The sequence below is a fragment of the Floccifex porci genome (assembly GCF_009696175.1).
Taxonomy (GTDB): Bacteria; Bacillota_I; Bacilli_A; order Erysipelotrichales; family Erysipelotrichaceae; genus Floccifex; species Floccifex porci.
On the sequence record NZ_VUMM01000031.1, the window covers coordinates 1 to 16799 of the forward strand.

The following is a 16799-nucleotide window of genomic DNA, read 5'->3' on the forward strand; positions in this document are numbered from 1 at the left end:
CCTATTTTTCCTAGTTTCCCTGTCTCTGTTTATGTTTAGGGTTTTCACAAATAACCATTACGCGACCTTTTCTTTTGATCACTCTGCATTTGTCGCAAATTGGTTTTACAGATGGTCTTACTTTCATCTTAATGACCTCCTTATTTTCTTCTAAACGTAATACGCCCACGTGTTAAATCATATGGTGATATTTCTACGGTTACGCGATCGCCTGGTAAAATGCGAATGTGATGCATACGGATTTTACCAGAAACGTGAGCTAAAATCTCGTGTCCGTTTTCCAACTTTACTTTAAAAGCAGCGTTGGGTAAAGTGTCAACTACGATACCATCTAATTCGATCATATCTTGTTTTGCCATGGATTGAAATTTCCTCCTTACTGAAATGATACGGCGTAAAAAGCCAATTACCATTTTATCAAAAATTTATGAAAAATCAAACCATAAATATGAAAAAAACAGATGATTCACACCTGTTTATTCCATTCTTGATAACAGAATATAAATTCCCTGACTCACTGTCTGCTCAGGATCATCGGTAATATAGAACGGATAAGGCAAGCGTTGTCTTAATGTCTGTGCAATACCTGGCAGTTTCATAACACCTCCACAACAAATAATACCTCTTGAAATGATATCCTCTTTCTGTACTGGTGTACATCCATTTACAAACTGTTCGATCCAGTTTGCCCATTGTTGTATAATTGATTGAATTAAATTCACCAGCTGATTTGAATTTATGGTAATTACCTTGATCTGATGATAATGTACATCCATTCCCTGTACATGCATCTGTTTAGGATAGCTATCCATTAAAGCTGTTGCTATCCCTTTATTTATTTTTTCTTTCATATGTTCTGAAATGATCAGACCATATTCCTGACGAACCCATTTCCCTATTAAATAATTTATTGATTTCCCAGATATGGAACTATTTGATTTCTTTTGCATTTTTCCAGAAGAAAACAGTGCAATATCACAATTTGAATATCCTATATTTAATATACAGCTTGACACTGGTAAAAATAAATCCAGATTAGCTCCAATAGCCGCCATCCATATTTCCTGATCCATATATACACGATAAGCTCCAAATTCCAGTAAGTTCTGTTTCAGATCTTCACATTGTTCATCTGTAAAGGAAGTAGGGTAGGAAACAATCAATTCTGTTTTTTGAAATACACGAAATACATTGAATTGATAACAGAGTTGCTCCATTAACAGATTTAATGCATCAAAGTCTATTTCTTTCTGTCCAAGAGGTGAAATAACACGTATAGATTCATCCATTCCTTTCATATCTTTTGCTTCATTGCCAATGGCAATGACACGATTTTTTCTGTCAAGAGCTACCATGCAAGGCTCATCAAAAACCAATCCATCTTCTTTTGATATCAAACGTATATGGTTAGCACCTAAATCAAATCCAAAACGAATCATAATTACCTCCTGTTGTGTTATAATAAAAACACACATTCCCAAATAACATATGGAAAATCCATCTATACAAATTATACTTGATTCTTTTAAAAAAGAAAAAACTTTAGTGTTACATGATAAAATTCTTCAATGGAATGAATGTTTTGACCTCATCCACGTCCCCTTATTCATCTTCAGTCCCGATTCCCAGACATTTCTTCAATCATTTCAAAGTCAGTATAAATCCAGTTTACACTACATACATAAAGACAAGAACTATTTTACAGAAAACGATTATTTGAAAGTGAAATATATATATGGTAAATCCTACAGAATCATTTATCCTGAAATTCAACTGATTTATTTAGATGAAATTCAATTCTCTTCAAAAAGAATTAACAACAAAACTTTACGTGAAATATTTCTGAAATGTATGGATACTAAATATGAAAAATTTAAAAAAAATATAGAAATATTATTGACATAAATTAACGGTTTTGTTAATATTGAATAGCGCAAAACGGAGGTTTAGCTCAGTTGGGAGAGCATCTGCCTTACAAGCAGAGGGTCAGCGGTTCGAGCCCGTTAACCTCCACCATGATTTGTGCTAGTGTTTTGGAGAGGTAGCGAAGTGGCTAAACGCGGCTGACTGTAACTCAGTTCCTTTTGGTTCGGCAGTTCGAATCTGCCCCTCTCCACCACAGTTTGGGGTATAGCCAAGCGGTAAGGCAACAGACTTTGACTCTGTCATCTCGTTGGTTCGAATCCAGCTACCCCAGCCATTAAATGCAGGTGTAGTTCAATGGTAGAACTTCAGCCTTCCAAGCTGACTACGTGAGTTCGATTCTCATCACCTGCTCCATTTATGTTGACACCTTGTAACAATTATGTTAGACTAGTAAGGCCTTGGAGGTTTAGCTCAGTTGGGAGAGCATCTGCCTTACAAGCAGAGGGTCAGCGGTTCGAGCCCGTTAACCTCCACCATTATTTGCCGACTTAGCTCAATTGGTAGAGCAACTGACTTGTAATCAGTAGGTTGTGGGTTCAATTCCTATAGTCGGCACCATTTTTTTGACCCGTTAGCTCAGATGGTAGAGCAACTGACTTTTAATCAGTAGGTCGGGCGTTCGAATCGCCCACGGGTCACCATTTATGCAGGTGTAGTTCAATGGTAGAACTTCAGCCTTCCAAGCTGACTACGTGAGTTCGATTCTCATCACCTGCTCCATTTTGAACGGAGGTTTAGCTCAGTTGGGAGAGCATCTGCCTTACAAGCAGAGGGTCAGCGGTTCGAGCCCGTTAACCTCCACCATTATTTGCCGACTTAGCTCAATTGGTAGAGCAACTGACTTGTAATCAGTAGGTTGTGGGTTCAATTCCTATAGTCGGCACCATTTTTTTATGACCCGTTAGCTCAGATGGTAGAGCAACTGACTTTTAATCAGTAGGTCGGGCGTTCGAATCGCCCACGGGTCACCACTTATGCAGGTGTAGTTCAATGGTAGAACTTCAGCCTTCCAAGCTGACTACGTGAGTTCGATTCTCATCACCTGCTCCATGGAGAGGTAGCGAAGTGGCTAAACGCGGCTGACTGTAACTCAGTTCCTTTTGGTTCGGCAGTTCGAATCTGCCCCTCTCCACCACTGAAAAATAAAGGAAGTCCTAATTTATAAGGTCTTCCTTTTTTTATCATTCCATGCTATTTTTGCGACTTCTACAAAATATTCCATTGCCTGAACTGGATATTGTCCCATTGCTGTTTCAGCTGTTAACATAATACTTTTTGCTCCATTATAAACCGCATAATAAATATCATTCACTTCCGCTCTGGTTGGACTGGCATTTTTGATCATAGAATAAAGCATTTCTGTAACGATCATATAAGGCATGTTATTCTTTTTACAGATTTCTTCAATTTTTCTTTGAACAGAAGGAAGCTGAATCAAACCAACCGAGTTTGCCAGATCTCCTCGAGCAATAATAATCTGATCACAATGTTTTATTAAAGATTCAATTTGTCCAACTCCCTGTTCATTTTCAATTTTGGCATATATTTTTATATCTGTATGATACTCCTTCAATTTATTTTTTACATAAATCAGATCGTGTTCATTTCGAACAAATGGCTGCATTAATCCTGTAACACCAAAGTTTTTAGCCATAGAAATATTTTTGATATCTGTATCTGTTAAAGAAGGAAGTTGAATGGATACACCAGGTAAGGCTATGCTCTTTCTGGAAGTAATCTTTCCTTCCTGTACCACTTTTCCTTTTATTGAATCTATCATTTGGATATGAATTTTCCCATCATCGATTAAAACCATCTGATCCTTCTTTAATTCTTTTAATACTACTTCTGGAATATCCAGTTCATTCATATCAATGATTTCATTTAAACGACATTCTTTTTCAACTTTTCCAATTCTTAATTCAGGTCCCTGCATATCCATTAACAGATCGGGTTTTATACTACATCTTTTTGCTGCTTTATGAAAGGCTTCAATCCAGTTTGCAGCTTGCTGCAGATTCACATGAGATAAGTTAATACGCATTCCAGTCATTCCTTTTTTAAATAACTGCACAATGGTTTCTTCTTCACAGCAGGAAGGCCCTAAAGTACCATATATTTCTAAATCCATATTTAAACCTCCAAAAAAAAGAAGTCATTATCCCTGGATGACTTCCACTTTAACTTTATGATCCGCTTCTACATCATATGTCACTTTCGCAAAATCATTTATATTTTCAGTAATGACATTTCGAATGGTTTCAAAAACTTCATCTTCCTGTTTTTCATCTTTACAATCGTATTCTATAGAAGTAACCACATGTTTCTTAATTGAAATGTTTTCTAAATCTTTAACAATATTTTTCATATACTATACCCTCACTATTAAATAGTACCATATATAAGACTTTTTGACAATTATAGTCGTTATGATAAAATAATACAGAAAAAAGGAGAAAAAATATGAATTTAATTATACCTGAAAATTACAATCCTGTATTATCCATAAGAGAAACACAGAAAGCTATCAAATATATCCGAGATACATTTCAGCATGAATTTGGTAAAGAAATGAAGCTATCTCGTATTTCTGCTCCTTTGTTTCTGGAAAAAAGTTCTGGATTAAATGATAATTTAAATGGAGTTGAAAAACCTGTTTCTTTTACAATGAAAGAACTACCCAATGACCAGATTGAAGTGGTTCATTCTTTAGCCAAATGGAAACGTTGGGCATTAGGACATTATGGATTTTCTATGCATGAAGGATTGTATACCAATATGAATGCCATAAGAAAAGATGAAGAAGTGGATAATCTTCATTCGGTCTATGTGGATCAGTGGGACTGGGAAAAGATTATTTCAAAGGAAGAAAGAACTGAAAATGTATTAAAACAACATGTTAGACAGATTTTTAAAATCATAAAACATATGGAACATGAAGTCTGGTATAAATATCCACAGGCTGTCAATCATCTTCCAGATGATATTCATTTTATTACAACTCAAGAATTATTGGATCTGTATCCCAATCTAAATCAGAAAGAAAGAGAAAATGAAATCACAAAAAAATATGGTTGTGTCTTTTTGATGAAGATCGGAGATTTATTGTCCAATGGCAAAAAACACGATGGTCGTGCTCCTGACTATGATGACTGGGAATTAAATGGAGATATCTTATTCTGGTATGAACCTTTACAATGTGCACTGGAAATTTCCAGTATGGGAATTCGTGTCAGTGAAACAAGTCTGGTTTCACAATTAGAAAAAGAAAATTGTATGGATCGTCTACAGTTGCCATATCACCAGGATATTTTAAATCAAAGACTTCCATATACAATTGGTGGAGGAATTGGTCAATCTCGTTTATGTATGCTGCTTCTAAAAAAAGCACACATTGGAGAAGTTCAATCCAGTTTATGGCCTTCTGAAATGGTTAAAGAATGTTATAAAAACAATATTCAGATATTATAAAATGAATGCGTGTCCGCATTCATTTTTTTGTATCTGATATATCCTCGCCATACTGAAATAAGGTCTTCGAATCGGATTATTTCGTGATTCTGAATCCACCAGTATTTCCATATACATATCACTCTTTCTGGACATGGATTCATTAATCCTGCATATCCTCAATGATAAATTTTGAAAAGATTTTTCAATCTTACAAACTTCAAGAAAAGAATTGATCGCATGTGAATCGTATCAACATTCTCAGATATCCATATTTTATACAACGATCATATTATCTAATGCATCTTCTTCTTTGATTTGATTACAGAATATCGCATCAAAATCATCTGTGCTGATAAAACTACAGAATCCTTTAATATCCAATTTTGATGCATCGCATAATAAATAAGACTTTAATGATAAAGACATAGCCTTTCTTTTTACATCCATTGTTTCCATTTCTACTGTATAAACCAGTTTTCGTATCGTATCCAATCCTGCACAGCTTAAAAAAGCATAATCAAAATTAAACTGTTCTAAATCATGTAAAGTAATAGGTCCTACTGACATATTATATTCTGGAATGTATTTCCCACCAATCACAAAGATTTCGGCTTGAGAGGATTCTATATATTCATTCACAATCAAAGAGGAATGAGTCACAATTTTGATTTTTTTATCTTTTAAATATTTAACCATTGGAACAATGCTTGTTCCTCCATCTAAAAAGATACAGTCCCCATCTTTTACAATAGAAGCCGCTCTTTGTGCAACTCTATTTTTTTCACTGATATGACCTCTTTCACTCATTCTTTGTTCTTTTTCTCGTGTCAGTACATTTTCTGTTTTGAGACTTTTCGCTCCTCCATGAACACGAATCAGAAGACCATCTTTTTCCAGTTCTTCACAATCACGTCGAATGGTTGTTTCCGTCACATTTAAAGAAAGTGCCAATTCTTTAGTGGAAATATATTTACGATCATTAACCATCTTAACAATCATAGAAAATCTTTCACTAGCTAACATAAAAACTCCTTTTCCTATATTATATAAAAAACCTCCTGGAATAACCAAGAGGTTTTCATATTATTCTTCGTCCGAAATCAGAATTTCTTCACTGGATTCATCAATTTCAACAGTTGAAAAATCTAAAGCATTTGTGATTTTATCAAATTCATCTTCCTGTTTTTCCTGCTGCATACGAGCAATACGTTTTTCACGTAATTCTTTTGCTTTTGCGGCAACCAGTAAATTTTGAGGACGATCTCCAGTGCATCCTGTTCCTGCAGGAATCAATTTACCAATGATAACATTTTCTTTCATACCACTTAATGGGTCAACTTTACCTTTAATTGTGGCATCTGTTAATACTTTTGTTGTTTCCTGGAAAGAAGCTGCAGATAAGAAAGAATCCGTTTCAACAGAAGATTTAGAAATACCTAATAGAACCGGTTTAAATGTTGCCGGTGTTTTTCCTGACAATAAAGCATCTCTATTTATCTTCGTAATATTTGTCAATGATAATTGAACACCAACATTCAGGTCAGTATCTCCACTATCAACAACAATAACTTTCTTCATCATCTGTTTGATCATTACTTCAAGGTGCTTGTCACTGATTTCAATACCCTGAGACTGATAAACTTTCTTAACTTCTTTTAAAATGTAATCCTGTACTTCACGTACACCAGCAACTCTTAATAATTCTTTTGGATCCAATGGACCTTCTGTTAAAGCGGTACCCGCTTCAATATGAGCTCCTACCTGAACCCATGGACGAATTGTCTGGTTGGCATTGATTTTATGAGAAACAGATTCGGTTTCATTCTGGATAATGATTTCCTGACGCATTGTTCCATCAATACGTTCGATGGAAATGATTTCTCCACCAATCTGTGCAATGGCAGCCACTCCTTTTGGACAGCGTGCTTCAAATAATTCTTCAACACGTGGTAAACCTTGTGTGATGTCTCCACCACCGGCAACCCCACCTGTATGGAATGTACGCATTGTTAACTGTGTACCTGGTTCCCCGATAGACTGAGCAGCCATAATACCAACAGCTTCTCCAACTTCTACATCTTTACCTGTTGCCATGTTACGTCCATAACACTTGCGACAGATACCTGTTTTTGATTTACATGTAAATACGGAGCGAATCTGCATACCTTCAACACCCGCATCTACAATCTGTTTTGCGATTTCATCTGTAATGAATTCATCAGAACCAATAATTAATTCACCTGTCTGTGGATCCACTACATCTTCTTTTGAATAACGTCCAACTAAACGATCCTGTAAAGATTCAATTTCTGTGTTTGTCTTACGATCCATCAATCGTTCAACATAATATCCTTTATCTGTACCACAATCATCTTCCTGAATGATAACTCCCTGTGCTACATCAACCAGACGACGAGTCAAATATCCAGATTCAGCTGTTTTTAAGGCTGTATCGGTTAATCCTTTACGCACACCATGTGTTGAAATAAAGAACTCAGATACGTTTAATCCTTCACGGAAACATGAATAAATAGGTACCTCGATAACGGATGGAACATATTCACCATTTGCAGCTTTCCCCTGACGTGGTTTTGCCATTAATCCTCGCATACCGGCTAATTGTGTAAAGTTCGATGCATTACCACGAGCTCCTGAAGTTGCCATCATGTTAATTGGATTTTTACGAGGTAAATTAGACATCAGTACATCAACAATTTCATCTTTTACATCCGCCCACAATTTGTTCAGATGACGTTCCCATTCTTCCATTGTCAACATACCTTTACGCTGTAAATATTTCAGCTGTTCGGCTTTTTCTTTACCAGCATCTACATATTTTTCTTTGTTTGGCGCCACTTCAATGTCACTTAAAGCTACTGTGATTCCAGCTACTGTAGAATATTTGAATCCCAGTGATTTGATCTGGTCTAATACTTCCGCTGTATCATCTACTTCATAGCGTTTAAAAACTTCCGCAATGACTTTTCCTAAGTCTTTTTTCTTCACTTCCCCAGTAATTGGCATAGATTGAATGTAGGCTTTTACATCCTGTCCTGGTTTAACAAAATATTTATCTGGTGTTTCTTCAAAGTTTTCTTTTGATACCTCATTAATATAAGGGAAATCAGCAGGGAACATTCCATTGAAGATAATCTTACCAACTGTAGTGATTAAATAATCTCTTTCATGTTTTGGATTAAAAGATGTTTTATCTTTTCCAAATCCACTAACTGGAAGAGCAATACGTGAATGTAAATGTACCTGTCCTGTTTTATAGGCCAGCATAATTTCATCTACGTCTGAATATACATGTCCTTCATTTAATGCATATGTATGCCATTGAGCTGCTTCCTGAGGACAATTCACATCCATATAACGTTTTGCTTCCGCTTCTAATTCTTCTGCAGTTTCTTCCATTGTCAGATAATAGTTACCCATAACCATATCCTGACCTGGAGTAACGATTGGTTTTCCATCTTTTGGACCTAAAATGTTATGAGACCCTAACATCATAACCAATGCTTCCGCTCTTGCTTCCTCACTTAAAGGAACGTGAATAGCCATCTGGTCCCCATCAAAGTCCGCATTAAAGGCAGTACATACCAATGGATGCAAACGCATAGCACGTCCTTCTACCAATTTTGGAAGGAAGGCCTGAATTCCAAGTCTATGTAATGTAGGGGCACGGTTCATTAATACTGGATATCCATCAATTACTTTTTCAACAACATCCCAGATTCTAGGATCCTGTTTTTCGATGAGTTTTTCAGCATGTTTTGGATTTTGTGCATTTCCTACTTTCTGATTTACAATTTCATTAATGATGAATGGTTTAAATAAGTTTAATGCCATTTCTCTAGGAATTCCACATTGATACATTTTCAGATCTGGTCCTACCGCAATAACGGAACGACCTGAGAAGTCAACACGTTTTCCTAACAGGTTCTGACGGAAACGTCCCTGTTTTCCTTTTAATGAATGGGACAGAGACTTTAATGCACGTCCACCTGCTCCAGTAATCGGTTTTGAACGACGACCATTATCAATCAGGGCATCTACCGATTCCTGCAGCATACGTTTTTCATTCTGAACGATGATATTTGGAGTTCCCAATTCCAGTAATTTTTTCAAACGATTGTTACGAGTGATAACACGACGATATAAATCATTTAAATCACTGGTTGCGAATCGTCCTCCATCCAGCTGAAGCATTGGACGAAGATCAGGTGGAATAACCGGAATGTTTGTGAGAATCATCCATTCTGGCTTATTGTTCGAATGTCTGAAGGCATTAATTGTATCCAGACGTTTGATTAATTTTTTGCGTTTTTCACCTTGAGCATTTTCTAAGGCTTCCTGCACAACACTGTATTCTTCTTCCAGATCCACATCCTGCAGTAACTTTAACACAGCTTCAGCTCCCGTCTGGGCTTTAAATCCATCGCTTCCGTATAATAATACATTTTCACGATATTCACGTTCAGACAAGATCTGTTTATAGGATAAGTCACTATCTTTTGGATCAGTAACAACATAGCTGACAAAATAAACAACTTCTTCCAATTGTTTAGGTGTCACATCCAGCAATAAAGCCATTCGGCTTGGAATTCCGCGTAAATACCAGATATGAGCCACTGGAGCGGCCAGTTCAATATGACCCATACGTTCACGACGTACACTTGATTTTGTGATTTCTACACCACAGCGGTCACAGACAACTCCTTTAAAACTCACTTTTTTATACTTTCCACAAGCACATTCCCAGTCTTTTGTAGGACCGAAAATACGTTCACAGAATAAACCATCTTTTTCTGCTTTTTGCGAACGATAGTTAATGGTTTCTGGCTTTGTCACTTCTCCATGTGACCATTCTAATATTTTTTCAGGAGATGCTAATTGAACTTGTATAGCTGCAAATTTATTTACACTCATTATTCATTGACCTCCTCTATATCATTTGTATCTTCCAATTCTAAATCATTCACTAATTCTTCTTTATGTTCAGGAGCTTTTGTCTGTTCATCATCGTCTAAAGTAATATCCACTTCATTGTTGTTTTCATCCAGCAGACGAACATCAATCGCTAATCCCTGTAATTCATGCATTAATACTCTAAAGGATTCAGGAATTCCTGGTTCTGGAATATCTTTTCCTTTGATAATGGCTTCATATGTTTTAATACGACCCTGAATGTCATCCGATTTAATTGTTAAGATTTCCTGTAAAGTATGGCTGGCTCCATATGCTTCCAAAGCCCAAACTTCCATTTCTCCAAAACGCTGACCACCATTCTGCGCTTTACCACCTAATGGCTGTTGTGTTACCAGAGAATATGGACCTGTTGCACGAGCATGTAATTTATCATCAACCATGTGAGCCAGTTTGATCATATACATTACACCTACACTGATACGTTCATCAAATGGCTGTCCAGTCTGTCCATCGTATAAAACCTGTTTTCCATCTTTGGTCATATTGGCTTCACGCATAACATCCGCCAAGTCATCGTTTGACAATCCATCAAATACCGGTGTTGCAAATTTAACTCCCAGTCTCTTGGCTGCATAACCCAAATGAATTTCCAGAATCTGTCCGATATTCATACGTGATGGTACCCCAAATGGATTCAATAAGATATCAACTGGTGTTCCATCTTCCATAAATGGCATATCTTCAATAGGTAAAATTTTAGAAATAACCCCTTTATTTCCGTGACGTCCTGACATCTTGTCCCCTTCAGAAATCTTACGTTTCTGAACGATATATACTTTAACACGCATATTTACACCAGGAGGAAGATCACTGCCATCTCCACGTTTAAATACACGAATTGAATGAACGATTCCAGCTCCGCCATGAGGTACTTTCAGCGAATTATCACGAACTTCACGAGACTTTTCACCAAAGATAGCCAGCAGTAATTTTTCTTCAGGAGATACTTCACTCTGTCCTTTTGGCGTTACTTTTCCAACCAGGATATCTCCTTCTTTTACTTCAGCTCCTACCATGATAATTCCGTTGGCATCCAGTTTACGAACGGCATTTTCTCCAACATTTGGAATATCTCGAGTAATTTCTTCTGGACCTAATTTTGTATCACGGCAATCTATATCATATTCTTCCACATGAATGGAAGTATAAACATCATCACTTACCATTCTTTCTGACATAATGATAGCATCTTCATAGTTATATCCATACCATGTCATATACGCAATGGTAACATTCTGACCTAAAGCCAGTTCTCCATTCTGCATGCTTGGTCCATCAGCTAAGATATCACCTTTTTCAACCGCTTCTCCAACTTTAACAATTGGTTTCTGGTTGATGCATGTACTTGCATTTGAACGACCAAATTTACGCAGCTGATATGTATGTTTTTCTCCATTGTAGTCTTTTACAATGATACGCAAAGAATCTACATAATCAACAATTCCATCCTGCTTGCTGACAATACCAACTCCAGAGTCTTTGGCAATTTTATATTCGATTCCCGTTCCTACATATGGAGAATGTGGATTTAATAGAGGAACCGCCTGACGCTGCATATTGGCACCCATTAAGGCACGGGAAGCATCGTCATTTTCCAGGAATGGTACACAGGCAGTGGCAACTGAGACGATTTGTTTTGGTGAAACGTCGGCCAATTCAACACTTTCTCTTGGAGCATTGATTGTATCCCCGTTTTTACGAGCAACCACCATTTCCTTTTCCAAACGACCATTACGGACTTCATTGGCTTGAGCAATGATGTAATCTGCTTCTTCATCTGCACTTAAATAGATAGCTTCTTCACTAACTGTTCCATCTTTATTCACTATACGATATGGAGTTTGAATAAATCCATATTCGTTAATTTTTGCATAAGTTGTCAGGTTTGAAATCAAACCGATATTTGGCCCTTCAGGTGTTTCAATTGGACAAATACGACCATAGTGAGAAGAATGAACGTCACGAACTTCAAATCCAGCACGATCTCTTGTTAAACCACCTGGACCTAAAGCAGAAATACGACGTTTATTTGTCAATTCAGCCAATGGGTTTTGCTGATCCATAAACTGAGACAGCTGACTGCTTGAGAAAAATTCTTTAATAGCCGCTGTCAAAGGACGAATGTTTGTCAGTTTTTTAGGTGTTAAACTGTCTAATTCCTGAATGGACATACGTTCTTTTACAACACGTTCCATACGAGACAATCCAATACGGAACTGATTCTGAATCAATTCTCCTACAGAGCGGATACGACGGTTTCCTAACATATCAATATCATCTGTCGTTCCAATTCCTTCCATAACATTTAAGCTATAAGAGAAGAATGCATACATATCCGAAATAGTAATAGTATGCTTATTTGCGAAAGGATCATTACCAGCAATTTTAATTGTAGAACCATCTTTATCTACAACATAAACTTCCTGCACACATGATCCAATCAGCCATGCAGTAATTTCTTCATTCATTACTCGTTTTTCAATATTAAATTCATTGGCTGCATCTATTTTTTCACTGGAAACTCCAATTTCAAAACGAGACGCAATCAGATCCATCGCATCATCGACTAAATCCTGTCCTTTATCATTTGTCAAACGACCCAATGTAAATAAACGCTGTCCATAATTTAATACCGCTTTTGTATTTTCAGGAGTTAATACAACTGGAGTGGCAATTAATCCACCATAGATTTTTACTTCTTCAACACAAGTACGTAATAAATCAACATCCTGTTTTGTTAAAACAGTACCAGCTTCCAGATACATAGAACCACAGTCAACATCCTGCGCTAAAATACGACCTGTAAGTCCGGTATTATAGCTGACTGGTATACTTACAATATCTTCTTCATGGAATTCTGAACGGAATGGATAAGCAACACAATAGTTTCCTTTAGCTAGTTCTTCACGAAGAATATTTCTCTGGTCTCTATGAATCATAGTTCCTTTTTCCATAAAGACATTTCCATCAACATCTATGATGTCATGGGCAAGCGAATTCCCTTCCATACGAGAAATCGCATTTAATTTTTTACGTAATTTATAACGACCTGCTTTTGTCAGATCATAACGACGATGATCAAAGAATTTTGCCTGCATCAATGTAATAGAACCATCTAATGTAGGAATTTCATCACTTCTTTGATTTTCATAAAAAGACAATAAAGCTTCCTGTGTAGTTTTAACTTTATCATTCAGCAATGAATTATCGATATCTTCATATTTACCAAAGAAAGCTGTATACAACAGTAGATACAGGTTCATATATTCACGATCTTCTGGATCTGTGGCAACGTCATCCCATTTGCGCCCTAAAGCATGCAGGAAAGTTTCCATTTGTGCTGTGTCATGTGTATTTTCATTAATTTCCAGATTTAATGACATACCAATGGCTTTGAATAAAATGGAAAACAGCACTTTTCTTCGACGGTCAATGGATACATTTATAATACGACCATTTGTTGTTTTCTTTTGTTCTGTCATGAATTCAAGCCAAGTTCCACGACTTGGAATCAATTCACAAGAATAATTTTGTCGACCTGTCTTTTCATCATAATTATCTGAAAAATATGCACCAGGTGAACGGACGATTTGGCTGACAATAACACGTTCTGCCCCATTGATGATAAAAGTACCAGTTTCGGTCATCAATGGAAAATCCCCTAAAAATACTTCTTCTGTTTTTGTAACAACTTCTCCAGTATCTGGATCGGTTACTTCTAATTCCATATCTGCATATAAAGGTGCGGCATAGTTACACTCTCTATACATAGATTCTTCTGCATTATACTTAGGTTTTTCAAAGTGATACTGCAAAAAATTTAATTTGATGTTTTTCCCAAAGTTTTCAATTGGATAAATTTCTTCAAAAACTTCTTTAATTCCTTGTTTTGTGAACCATTTGAACGAATTTGTCTGAATTTCAACCAAATTTGGAAGTTCAAGATTCCCACTTACTTTCGAATAATTTCGACGTGATGCCTTTTTACCACACGCCACAACTCGATATGATTTACTATCCATGCATGCCATCCTTTCCGTTAAAAACCCCTAATTTCGTAAAATTGGGCATAGTAGTCCCATAGACTATTATGCAATTTATTATATTATTCTATAGATTCAAGTTTGTCAATCACTTTTTTAAAATAATCTGAAAGGTCTGAAAGGAAAATGATAATGTCCCACTTTTTAAAATAAAAAATCGAGAAGTCTCGATTCTATTCTTTATTCAATTGATATTTCATTTGTTTTAAACGATGGATACTTACCGTTTTTGAATTAATTTCTTTTAAGAAACGATAAGCCAATGGTTTTTTTGATTTCTTACATAAAGAAACCAGTTCTTCTCTCAATTTAAAATACTGATGCTCTTTATCAATTTCACTCATTAATTTCCTTAAAGTCCAGTTTTTATTGGTTGGTGTCTGACAGGCTAATCTCTGCGATTCTTTTAATTTCAATACTTCTGATAAAGAATCAATTCTGGATTCATCTTCTTTTGTCACATACACAAAATCATCAAATGTATAATTTGTACTTTTATTATCTTCTTTAATATCTTTCATTTTCATATCCAAAGAAGCATCATCCACCCATATAAAATCATAATCTTTTAAATCTTTTCGATTTTCTTCTCTAACATAACCAATCAACATCTTTTGACACTCCCTGTAAAACTATATACAATACCATTGGAGGTATCTATGAGAAAAATAATAACACAGATCTTATCGATTTGTTTACTCTTTTGTTTATCTTCCTGTTCACAAAAAGTAAACAAGAATGATGTCATTGAAGTATTTGATGCTTTGGATCGTACTTTAGAAGCGGATTCAGGCATTCTGAATGGAACATTGATTACCGAAACAGAAAACAGAAATATAATTGATTTAGACGTTCAATTTATCCAGAATGGAAATCTAAGAGTCGCTGCCAACATGGATCTTACATCTGGTAAAAATACCATTGAAAACTATATTGAATTTTATATAGTCGATGGAAAAACCTATTTAAAGAATATGGATACAACTTCGCAAAGTGTTCTGGAAAACATTGGACTTTCCCCCAATTCTAAAATTTCTGTCTATAATATCTTTTTAGACTATAGCGATGACCAGCTGGTTTCTTTATTTGAATCTTCCTCCAGAAAAGGGAATGTAATTCAATTGAAATTAAACAATAAACAATTGTCTACATTACTGGATTCTATGGGAACCCTGTCTATATCCAAAGGAGAAATTACAGTCACATTGAATGATGAATATATTGAAAATATCAAATTGGATATACAGGGTTATTTTGCCTATAATACAATATCATCGGATTTAAATATTCAGTTGGATTGCGATATATTAAATATCAACGCATTAAAAAATATCGCATTGCCAGCAGATTTAGATTCTTATTAGAAGGAGTAAATCTATGAATCATATCGATTTACACATGCATTCCATGTACAGTCTGGATGGAGAAAAAAAAGTTGAAGAATTGTTACAGATTGCCAAAGATTCCCAAATTCATACCATTGCCATTGCCGACCATAACAGTACAAAAGCTTATACTGATTTAAAAAATATCGAGAATAATGAAATTCAGGTCATTCCAGCAATAGAAGTGGATTGTACATTTCATGGAAAAGACTTTCATATTTTAGGCTATTTTATCGATCCATTTCATCCAGTATGGGAAGAAATAGAGACCAGAGTTTCTAACATGGAAAAAGAATCCGGATTAAAACGTCTGGAAATCATCCAAAATAAGATGGGTATCAAAATCGATATGGACCATCTTAAACAGTTAAGACCAAATGGTGTTTATGAAGCGGAAAGCGTTTGTGAAGTGGCTTTATCTATGCCTGAAAATGATGAAAATCCTTATTTAAAAGAATTTCGACCTGGAAAAAAACATGGAATTTCTCCTTATGTAGATTTTTTCTGGGAATATTGTGCCAAAGGAAAAATGGCATATTCTCCAATGGAATTTATGCCAATGGAAGAAATTATAGAAATTTTCAGAAGTCAGAATGCGATCATTTCTTTAGCTCATCCTGGAAATAATGTAAAAGAAGATGACAAATTACTGGAAGATATCATTGCTTTAGGAATTGATGGATTAGAAGTTTATAGTTCTTATCATTCAAAAGAACAGATTGAGTATTATAAACTGAAAGCGGATAAGCATCATTTAATTTCTACAGCTGGTTCTGATTTCCACGGTAAAACAAAACCACATATACATATGGGAGATTGCCAGATGAGTCTGGAAGATGAAAATAAACTGATCCAATTTATAAAAGAGCACTAAATGAAGTGAACCCAAAAGTTTGGACTCATTAATATTTATTCTAATTTACTCATTTATACTTAATTGTATAGATGAGTTTTTTATTATTCATTACGTCGGTCGCTATATAAATCGTTGCACATCATG

Annotated in this window: 12 protein-coding genes and 13 tRNA genes; 16 read left to right on the forward strand and 9 right to left on the reverse strand. The window is 35.7% G+C overall.

All coding sequences use genetic code 11. The features are described 5' to 3' along the window. Nucleotides 1–10: 10 nt before the first annotated feature. The 3 genes from rpmJ to FYJ50_RS10000 form a co-directional block, all read right to left on the reverse strand. A complete protein-coding gene (gene rpmJ, locus FYJ50_RS09990; protein WP_102267906.1) occupies nucleotides 11–127 on the reverse strand; it encodes a 50S ribosomal protein L36 in 117 nt (38 codons plus the stop codon). A 13-nt stretch (nucleotides 128–140) separates the two neighbouring features. Further along, complete coding sequence (gene infA, locus FYJ50_RS09995) at nucleotides 141–359, reverse strand: translation initiation factor IF-1 (protein WP_154461556.1); 219 nt, start codon at nucleotides 357–359, stop codon at nucleotides 141–143. Nucleotides 360–476: 117 nt separating this feature from the next. After that, complete coding sequence (locus tag FYJ50_RS10000) at nucleotides 477–1439, reverse strand: rod shape-determining protein (protein WP_154461558.1); 963 nt, start codon at nucleotides 1437–1439, stop codon at nucleotides 477–479. A 501-nt stretch (nucleotides 1440–1940) separates the two neighbouring features. Between FYJ50_RS10000 and FYJ50_RS10005 the strand changes: the two genes are divergently transcribed. The 13 genes from FYJ50_RS10005 to FYJ50_RS10065 all read left to right on the forward strand — a co-directional run bounded on the left by FYJ50_RS10005 (nucleotide 1941) and on the right by FYJ50_RS10065 (nucleotide 3061). Continuing rightward, a tRNA-Val gene (locus FYJ50_RS10005) sits at nucleotides 1941–2016 on the forward strand. Nucleotides 2017–2035: 19 nt separating this feature from the next. Next, a tRNA-Tyr gene (locus FYJ50_RS10010) sits at nucleotides 2036–2119 on the forward strand. Between the two features lie 5 nt (nucleotides 2120–2124). Beyond that, a tRNA-Gln gene (locus FYJ50_RS10015) sits at nucleotides 2125–2200 on the forward strand. A gap of 6 nt (nucleotides 2201–2206) precedes the next feature. Next, nucleotides 2207–2280: transfer RNA gene (locus FYJ50_RS10020), tRNA-Gly, on the forward strand. 46 nt (nucleotides 2281–2326) lie between these two features. Continuing rightward, a tRNA-Val gene (locus FYJ50_RS10025) sits at nucleotides 2327–2402 on the forward strand. Between the two features lie 6 nt (nucleotides 2403–2408). After that, nucleotides 2409–2484: transfer RNA gene (locus FYJ50_RS10030), tRNA-Thr, on the forward strand. 7 nt (nucleotides 2485–2491) lie between these two features. Next, nucleotides 2492–2567: transfer RNA gene (locus tag FYJ50_RS10035), tRNA-Lys, on the forward strand. Between the two features lie 5 nt (nucleotides 2568–2572). Next, nucleotides 2573–2646: transfer RNA gene (locus FYJ50_RS10040), tRNA-Gly, on the forward strand. Between the two features lie 8 nt (nucleotides 2647–2654). Continuing rightward, nucleotides 2655–2730, forward strand: a tRNA-Val gene (locus FYJ50_RS10045). Between the two features lie 6 nt (nucleotides 2731–2736). After that, nucleotides 2737–2812 (forward strand) — tRNA-Thr (locus FYJ50_RS10050). A 9-nt stretch (nucleotides 2813–2821) separates the two neighbouring features. Beyond that, nucleotides 2822–2897 (forward strand) — tRNA-Lys (locus tag FYJ50_RS10055). Between the two features lie 5 nt (nucleotides 2898–2902). Beyond that, nucleotides 2903–2976 (forward strand) — tRNA-Gly (locus FYJ50_RS10060). 1 nt (nucleotide 2977) lies between these two features. After that, nucleotides 2978–3061: transfer RNA gene (locus FYJ50_RS10065), tRNA-Tyr, on the forward strand. 24 nt (nucleotides 3062–3085) lie between these two features. On the opposite strand, the gene FYJ50_RS10070 is transcribed toward FYJ50_RS10065, so the two are convergent. Both FYJ50_RS10070 and FYJ50_RS10075 read right to left on the reverse strand, forming a co-directional pair. Continuing rightward, nucleotides 3086–4057, reverse strand: coding sequence for a pyruvate kinase (locus FYJ50_RS10070; protein ID WP_154461560.1), 972 nt, complete (start codon nucleotides 4055–4057; stop codon nucleotides 3086–3088). A gap of 27 nt (nucleotides 4058–4084) precedes the next feature. Continuing rightward, nucleotides 4085–4294, reverse strand: coding sequence for a hypothetical protein (locus FYJ50_RS10075; RefSeq protein ID WP_154461562.1), 210 nt, complete (start codon nucleotides 4292–4294; stop codon nucleotides 4085–4087). Between the two features lie 95 nt (nucleotides 4295–4389). Here FYJ50_RS10075 and asnA point away from each other — a divergent pair, with 95 nt between their 5' ends. Continuing rightward, a complete protein-coding gene (gene asnA, locus FYJ50_RS10080; RefSeq protein ID WP_154461564.1) occupies nucleotides 4390–5397 on the forward strand; it encodes an aspartate--ammonia ligase in 1008 nt (335 codons plus the stop codon). 255 nt (nucleotides 5398–5652) lie between these two features. On the opposite strand, the gene FYJ50_RS10085 is transcribed toward asnA, so the two are convergent. The 4 genes from FYJ50_RS10085 to FYJ50_RS10100 all read right to left on the reverse strand — a co-directional run bounded on the left by FYJ50_RS10085 (nucleotide 5653) and on the right by FYJ50_RS10100 (nucleotide 15025). Beyond that, nucleotides 5653–6402 (reverse strand): DeoR/GlpR family DNA-binding transcription regulator, encoded by a 750-nt coding sequence (locus tag FYJ50_RS10085; protein WP_154461566.1) that lies wholly within the window; start codon nucleotides 6400–6402, stop codon nucleotides 5653–5655. A gap of 60 nt (nucleotides 6403–6462) precedes the next feature. Continuing rightward, nucleotides 6463–10311: a DNA-directed RNA polymerase subunit beta' gene (gene rpoC, locus FYJ50_RS10090; protein ID WP_154461568.1), complete on the reverse strand. Its 3849-nt coding sequence runs from the start codon at nucleotides 10309–10311 to the stop codon at nucleotides 6463–6465. Then, nucleotides 10311–14402, reverse strand: a complete 4092-nt coding sequence (gene rpoB / locus FYJ50_RS10095) for a DNA-directed RNA polymerase subunit beta (protein WP_423783156.1) — start codon at nucleotides 14400–14402, stop codon at nucleotides 10311–10313. The genes rpoC and rpoB overlap by 1 nt, the downstream gene beginning before the upstream one ends. Before the next feature lie 185 nt (nucleotides 14403–14587). Continuing rightward, a complete protein-coding gene (locus tag FYJ50_RS10100) occupies nucleotides 14588–15025 on the reverse strand; it encodes a DUF3783 domain-containing protein (protein WP_154461572.1) in 438 nt (145 codons plus the stop codon). 48 nt (nucleotides 15026–15073) lie between these two features. Between FYJ50_RS10100 and FYJ50_RS10105 the strand changes: the two genes are divergently transcribed. Then, nucleotides 15074–15778 (forward strand): hypothetical protein, encoded by a 705-nt coding sequence (locus tag FYJ50_RS10105; protein ID WP_154461574.1) that lies wholly within the window; start codon nucleotides 15074–15076, stop codon nucleotides 15776–15778. Nucleotides 15779–15791: 13 nt separating this feature from the next. Then, a complete protein-coding gene (locus FYJ50_RS10110; protein ID WP_154461576.1) occupies nucleotides 15792–16673 on the forward strand; it encodes a PHP domain-containing protein in 882 nt (293 codons plus the stop codon). Nucleotides 16674–16799: the final 126 nt, after the last annotated feature.

What these genes read in the sequence shown, in the direction of transcription:
- rpoB (WP_423783156.1), bottom strand. Translation starts at nt 14,402, where the DNA reads ATGGCATGCATGGATAGTAAATCATATCGAGTTGTGGCGTGTGGTAAA.
- FYJ50_RS10105 (WP_154461574.1), top strand. Translation starts at nt 15,074, where the DNA reads ATGAGAAAAATAATAACACAGATCTTATCGATTTGTTTACTCTTTTGT.
- FYJ50_RS10075 (WP_154461562.1), bottom strand. Translation starts at nt 4,294, where the DNA reads ATGAAAAATATTGTTAAAGATTTAGAAAACATTTCAATTAAGAAACAT.
- FYJ50_RS10070 (WP_154461560.1), bottom strand. Translation starts at nt 4,057, where the DNA reads ATGGATTTAGAAATATATGGTACTTTAGGGCCTTCCTGCTGTGAAGAA.
- FYJ50_RS10110 (WP_154461576.1), top strand. Translation starts at nt 15,792, where the DNA reads ATGAATCATATCGATTTACACATGCATTCCATGTACAGTCTGGATGGA.
- asnA (WP_154461564.1), top strand. Translation starts at nt 4,390, where the DNA reads ATGAATTTAATTATACCTGAAAATTACAATCCTGTATTATCCATAAGA.
- rpmJ (WP_102267906.1), bottom strand. Translation starts at nt 127, where the DNA reads ATGAAAGTAAGACCATCTGTAAAACCAATTTGCGACAAATGCAGAGTG.
- FYJ50_RS10000 (WP_154461558.1), bottom strand. Translation starts at nt 1,439, where the DNA reads ATGATTCGTTTTGGATTTGATTTAGGTGCTAACCATATACGTTTGATA.
- FYJ50_RS10085 (WP_154461566.1), bottom strand. Translation starts at nt 6,402, where the DNA reads ATGTTAGCTAGTGAAAGATTTTCTATGATTGTTAAGATGGTTAATGAT.
- rpoC (WP_154461568.1), bottom strand. Translation starts at nt 10,311, where the DNA reads ATGAGTGTAAATAAATTTGCAGCTATACAAGTTCAATTAGCATCTCCT.
- infA (WP_154461556.1), bottom strand. Translation starts at nt 359, where the DNA reads ATGGCAAAACAAGATATGATCGAATTAGATGGTATCGTAGTTGACACT.
- FYJ50_RS10100 (WP_154461572.1), bottom strand. Translation starts at nt 15,025, where the DNA reads ATGTTGATTGGTTATGTTAGAGAAGAAAATCGAAAAGATTTAAAAGAT.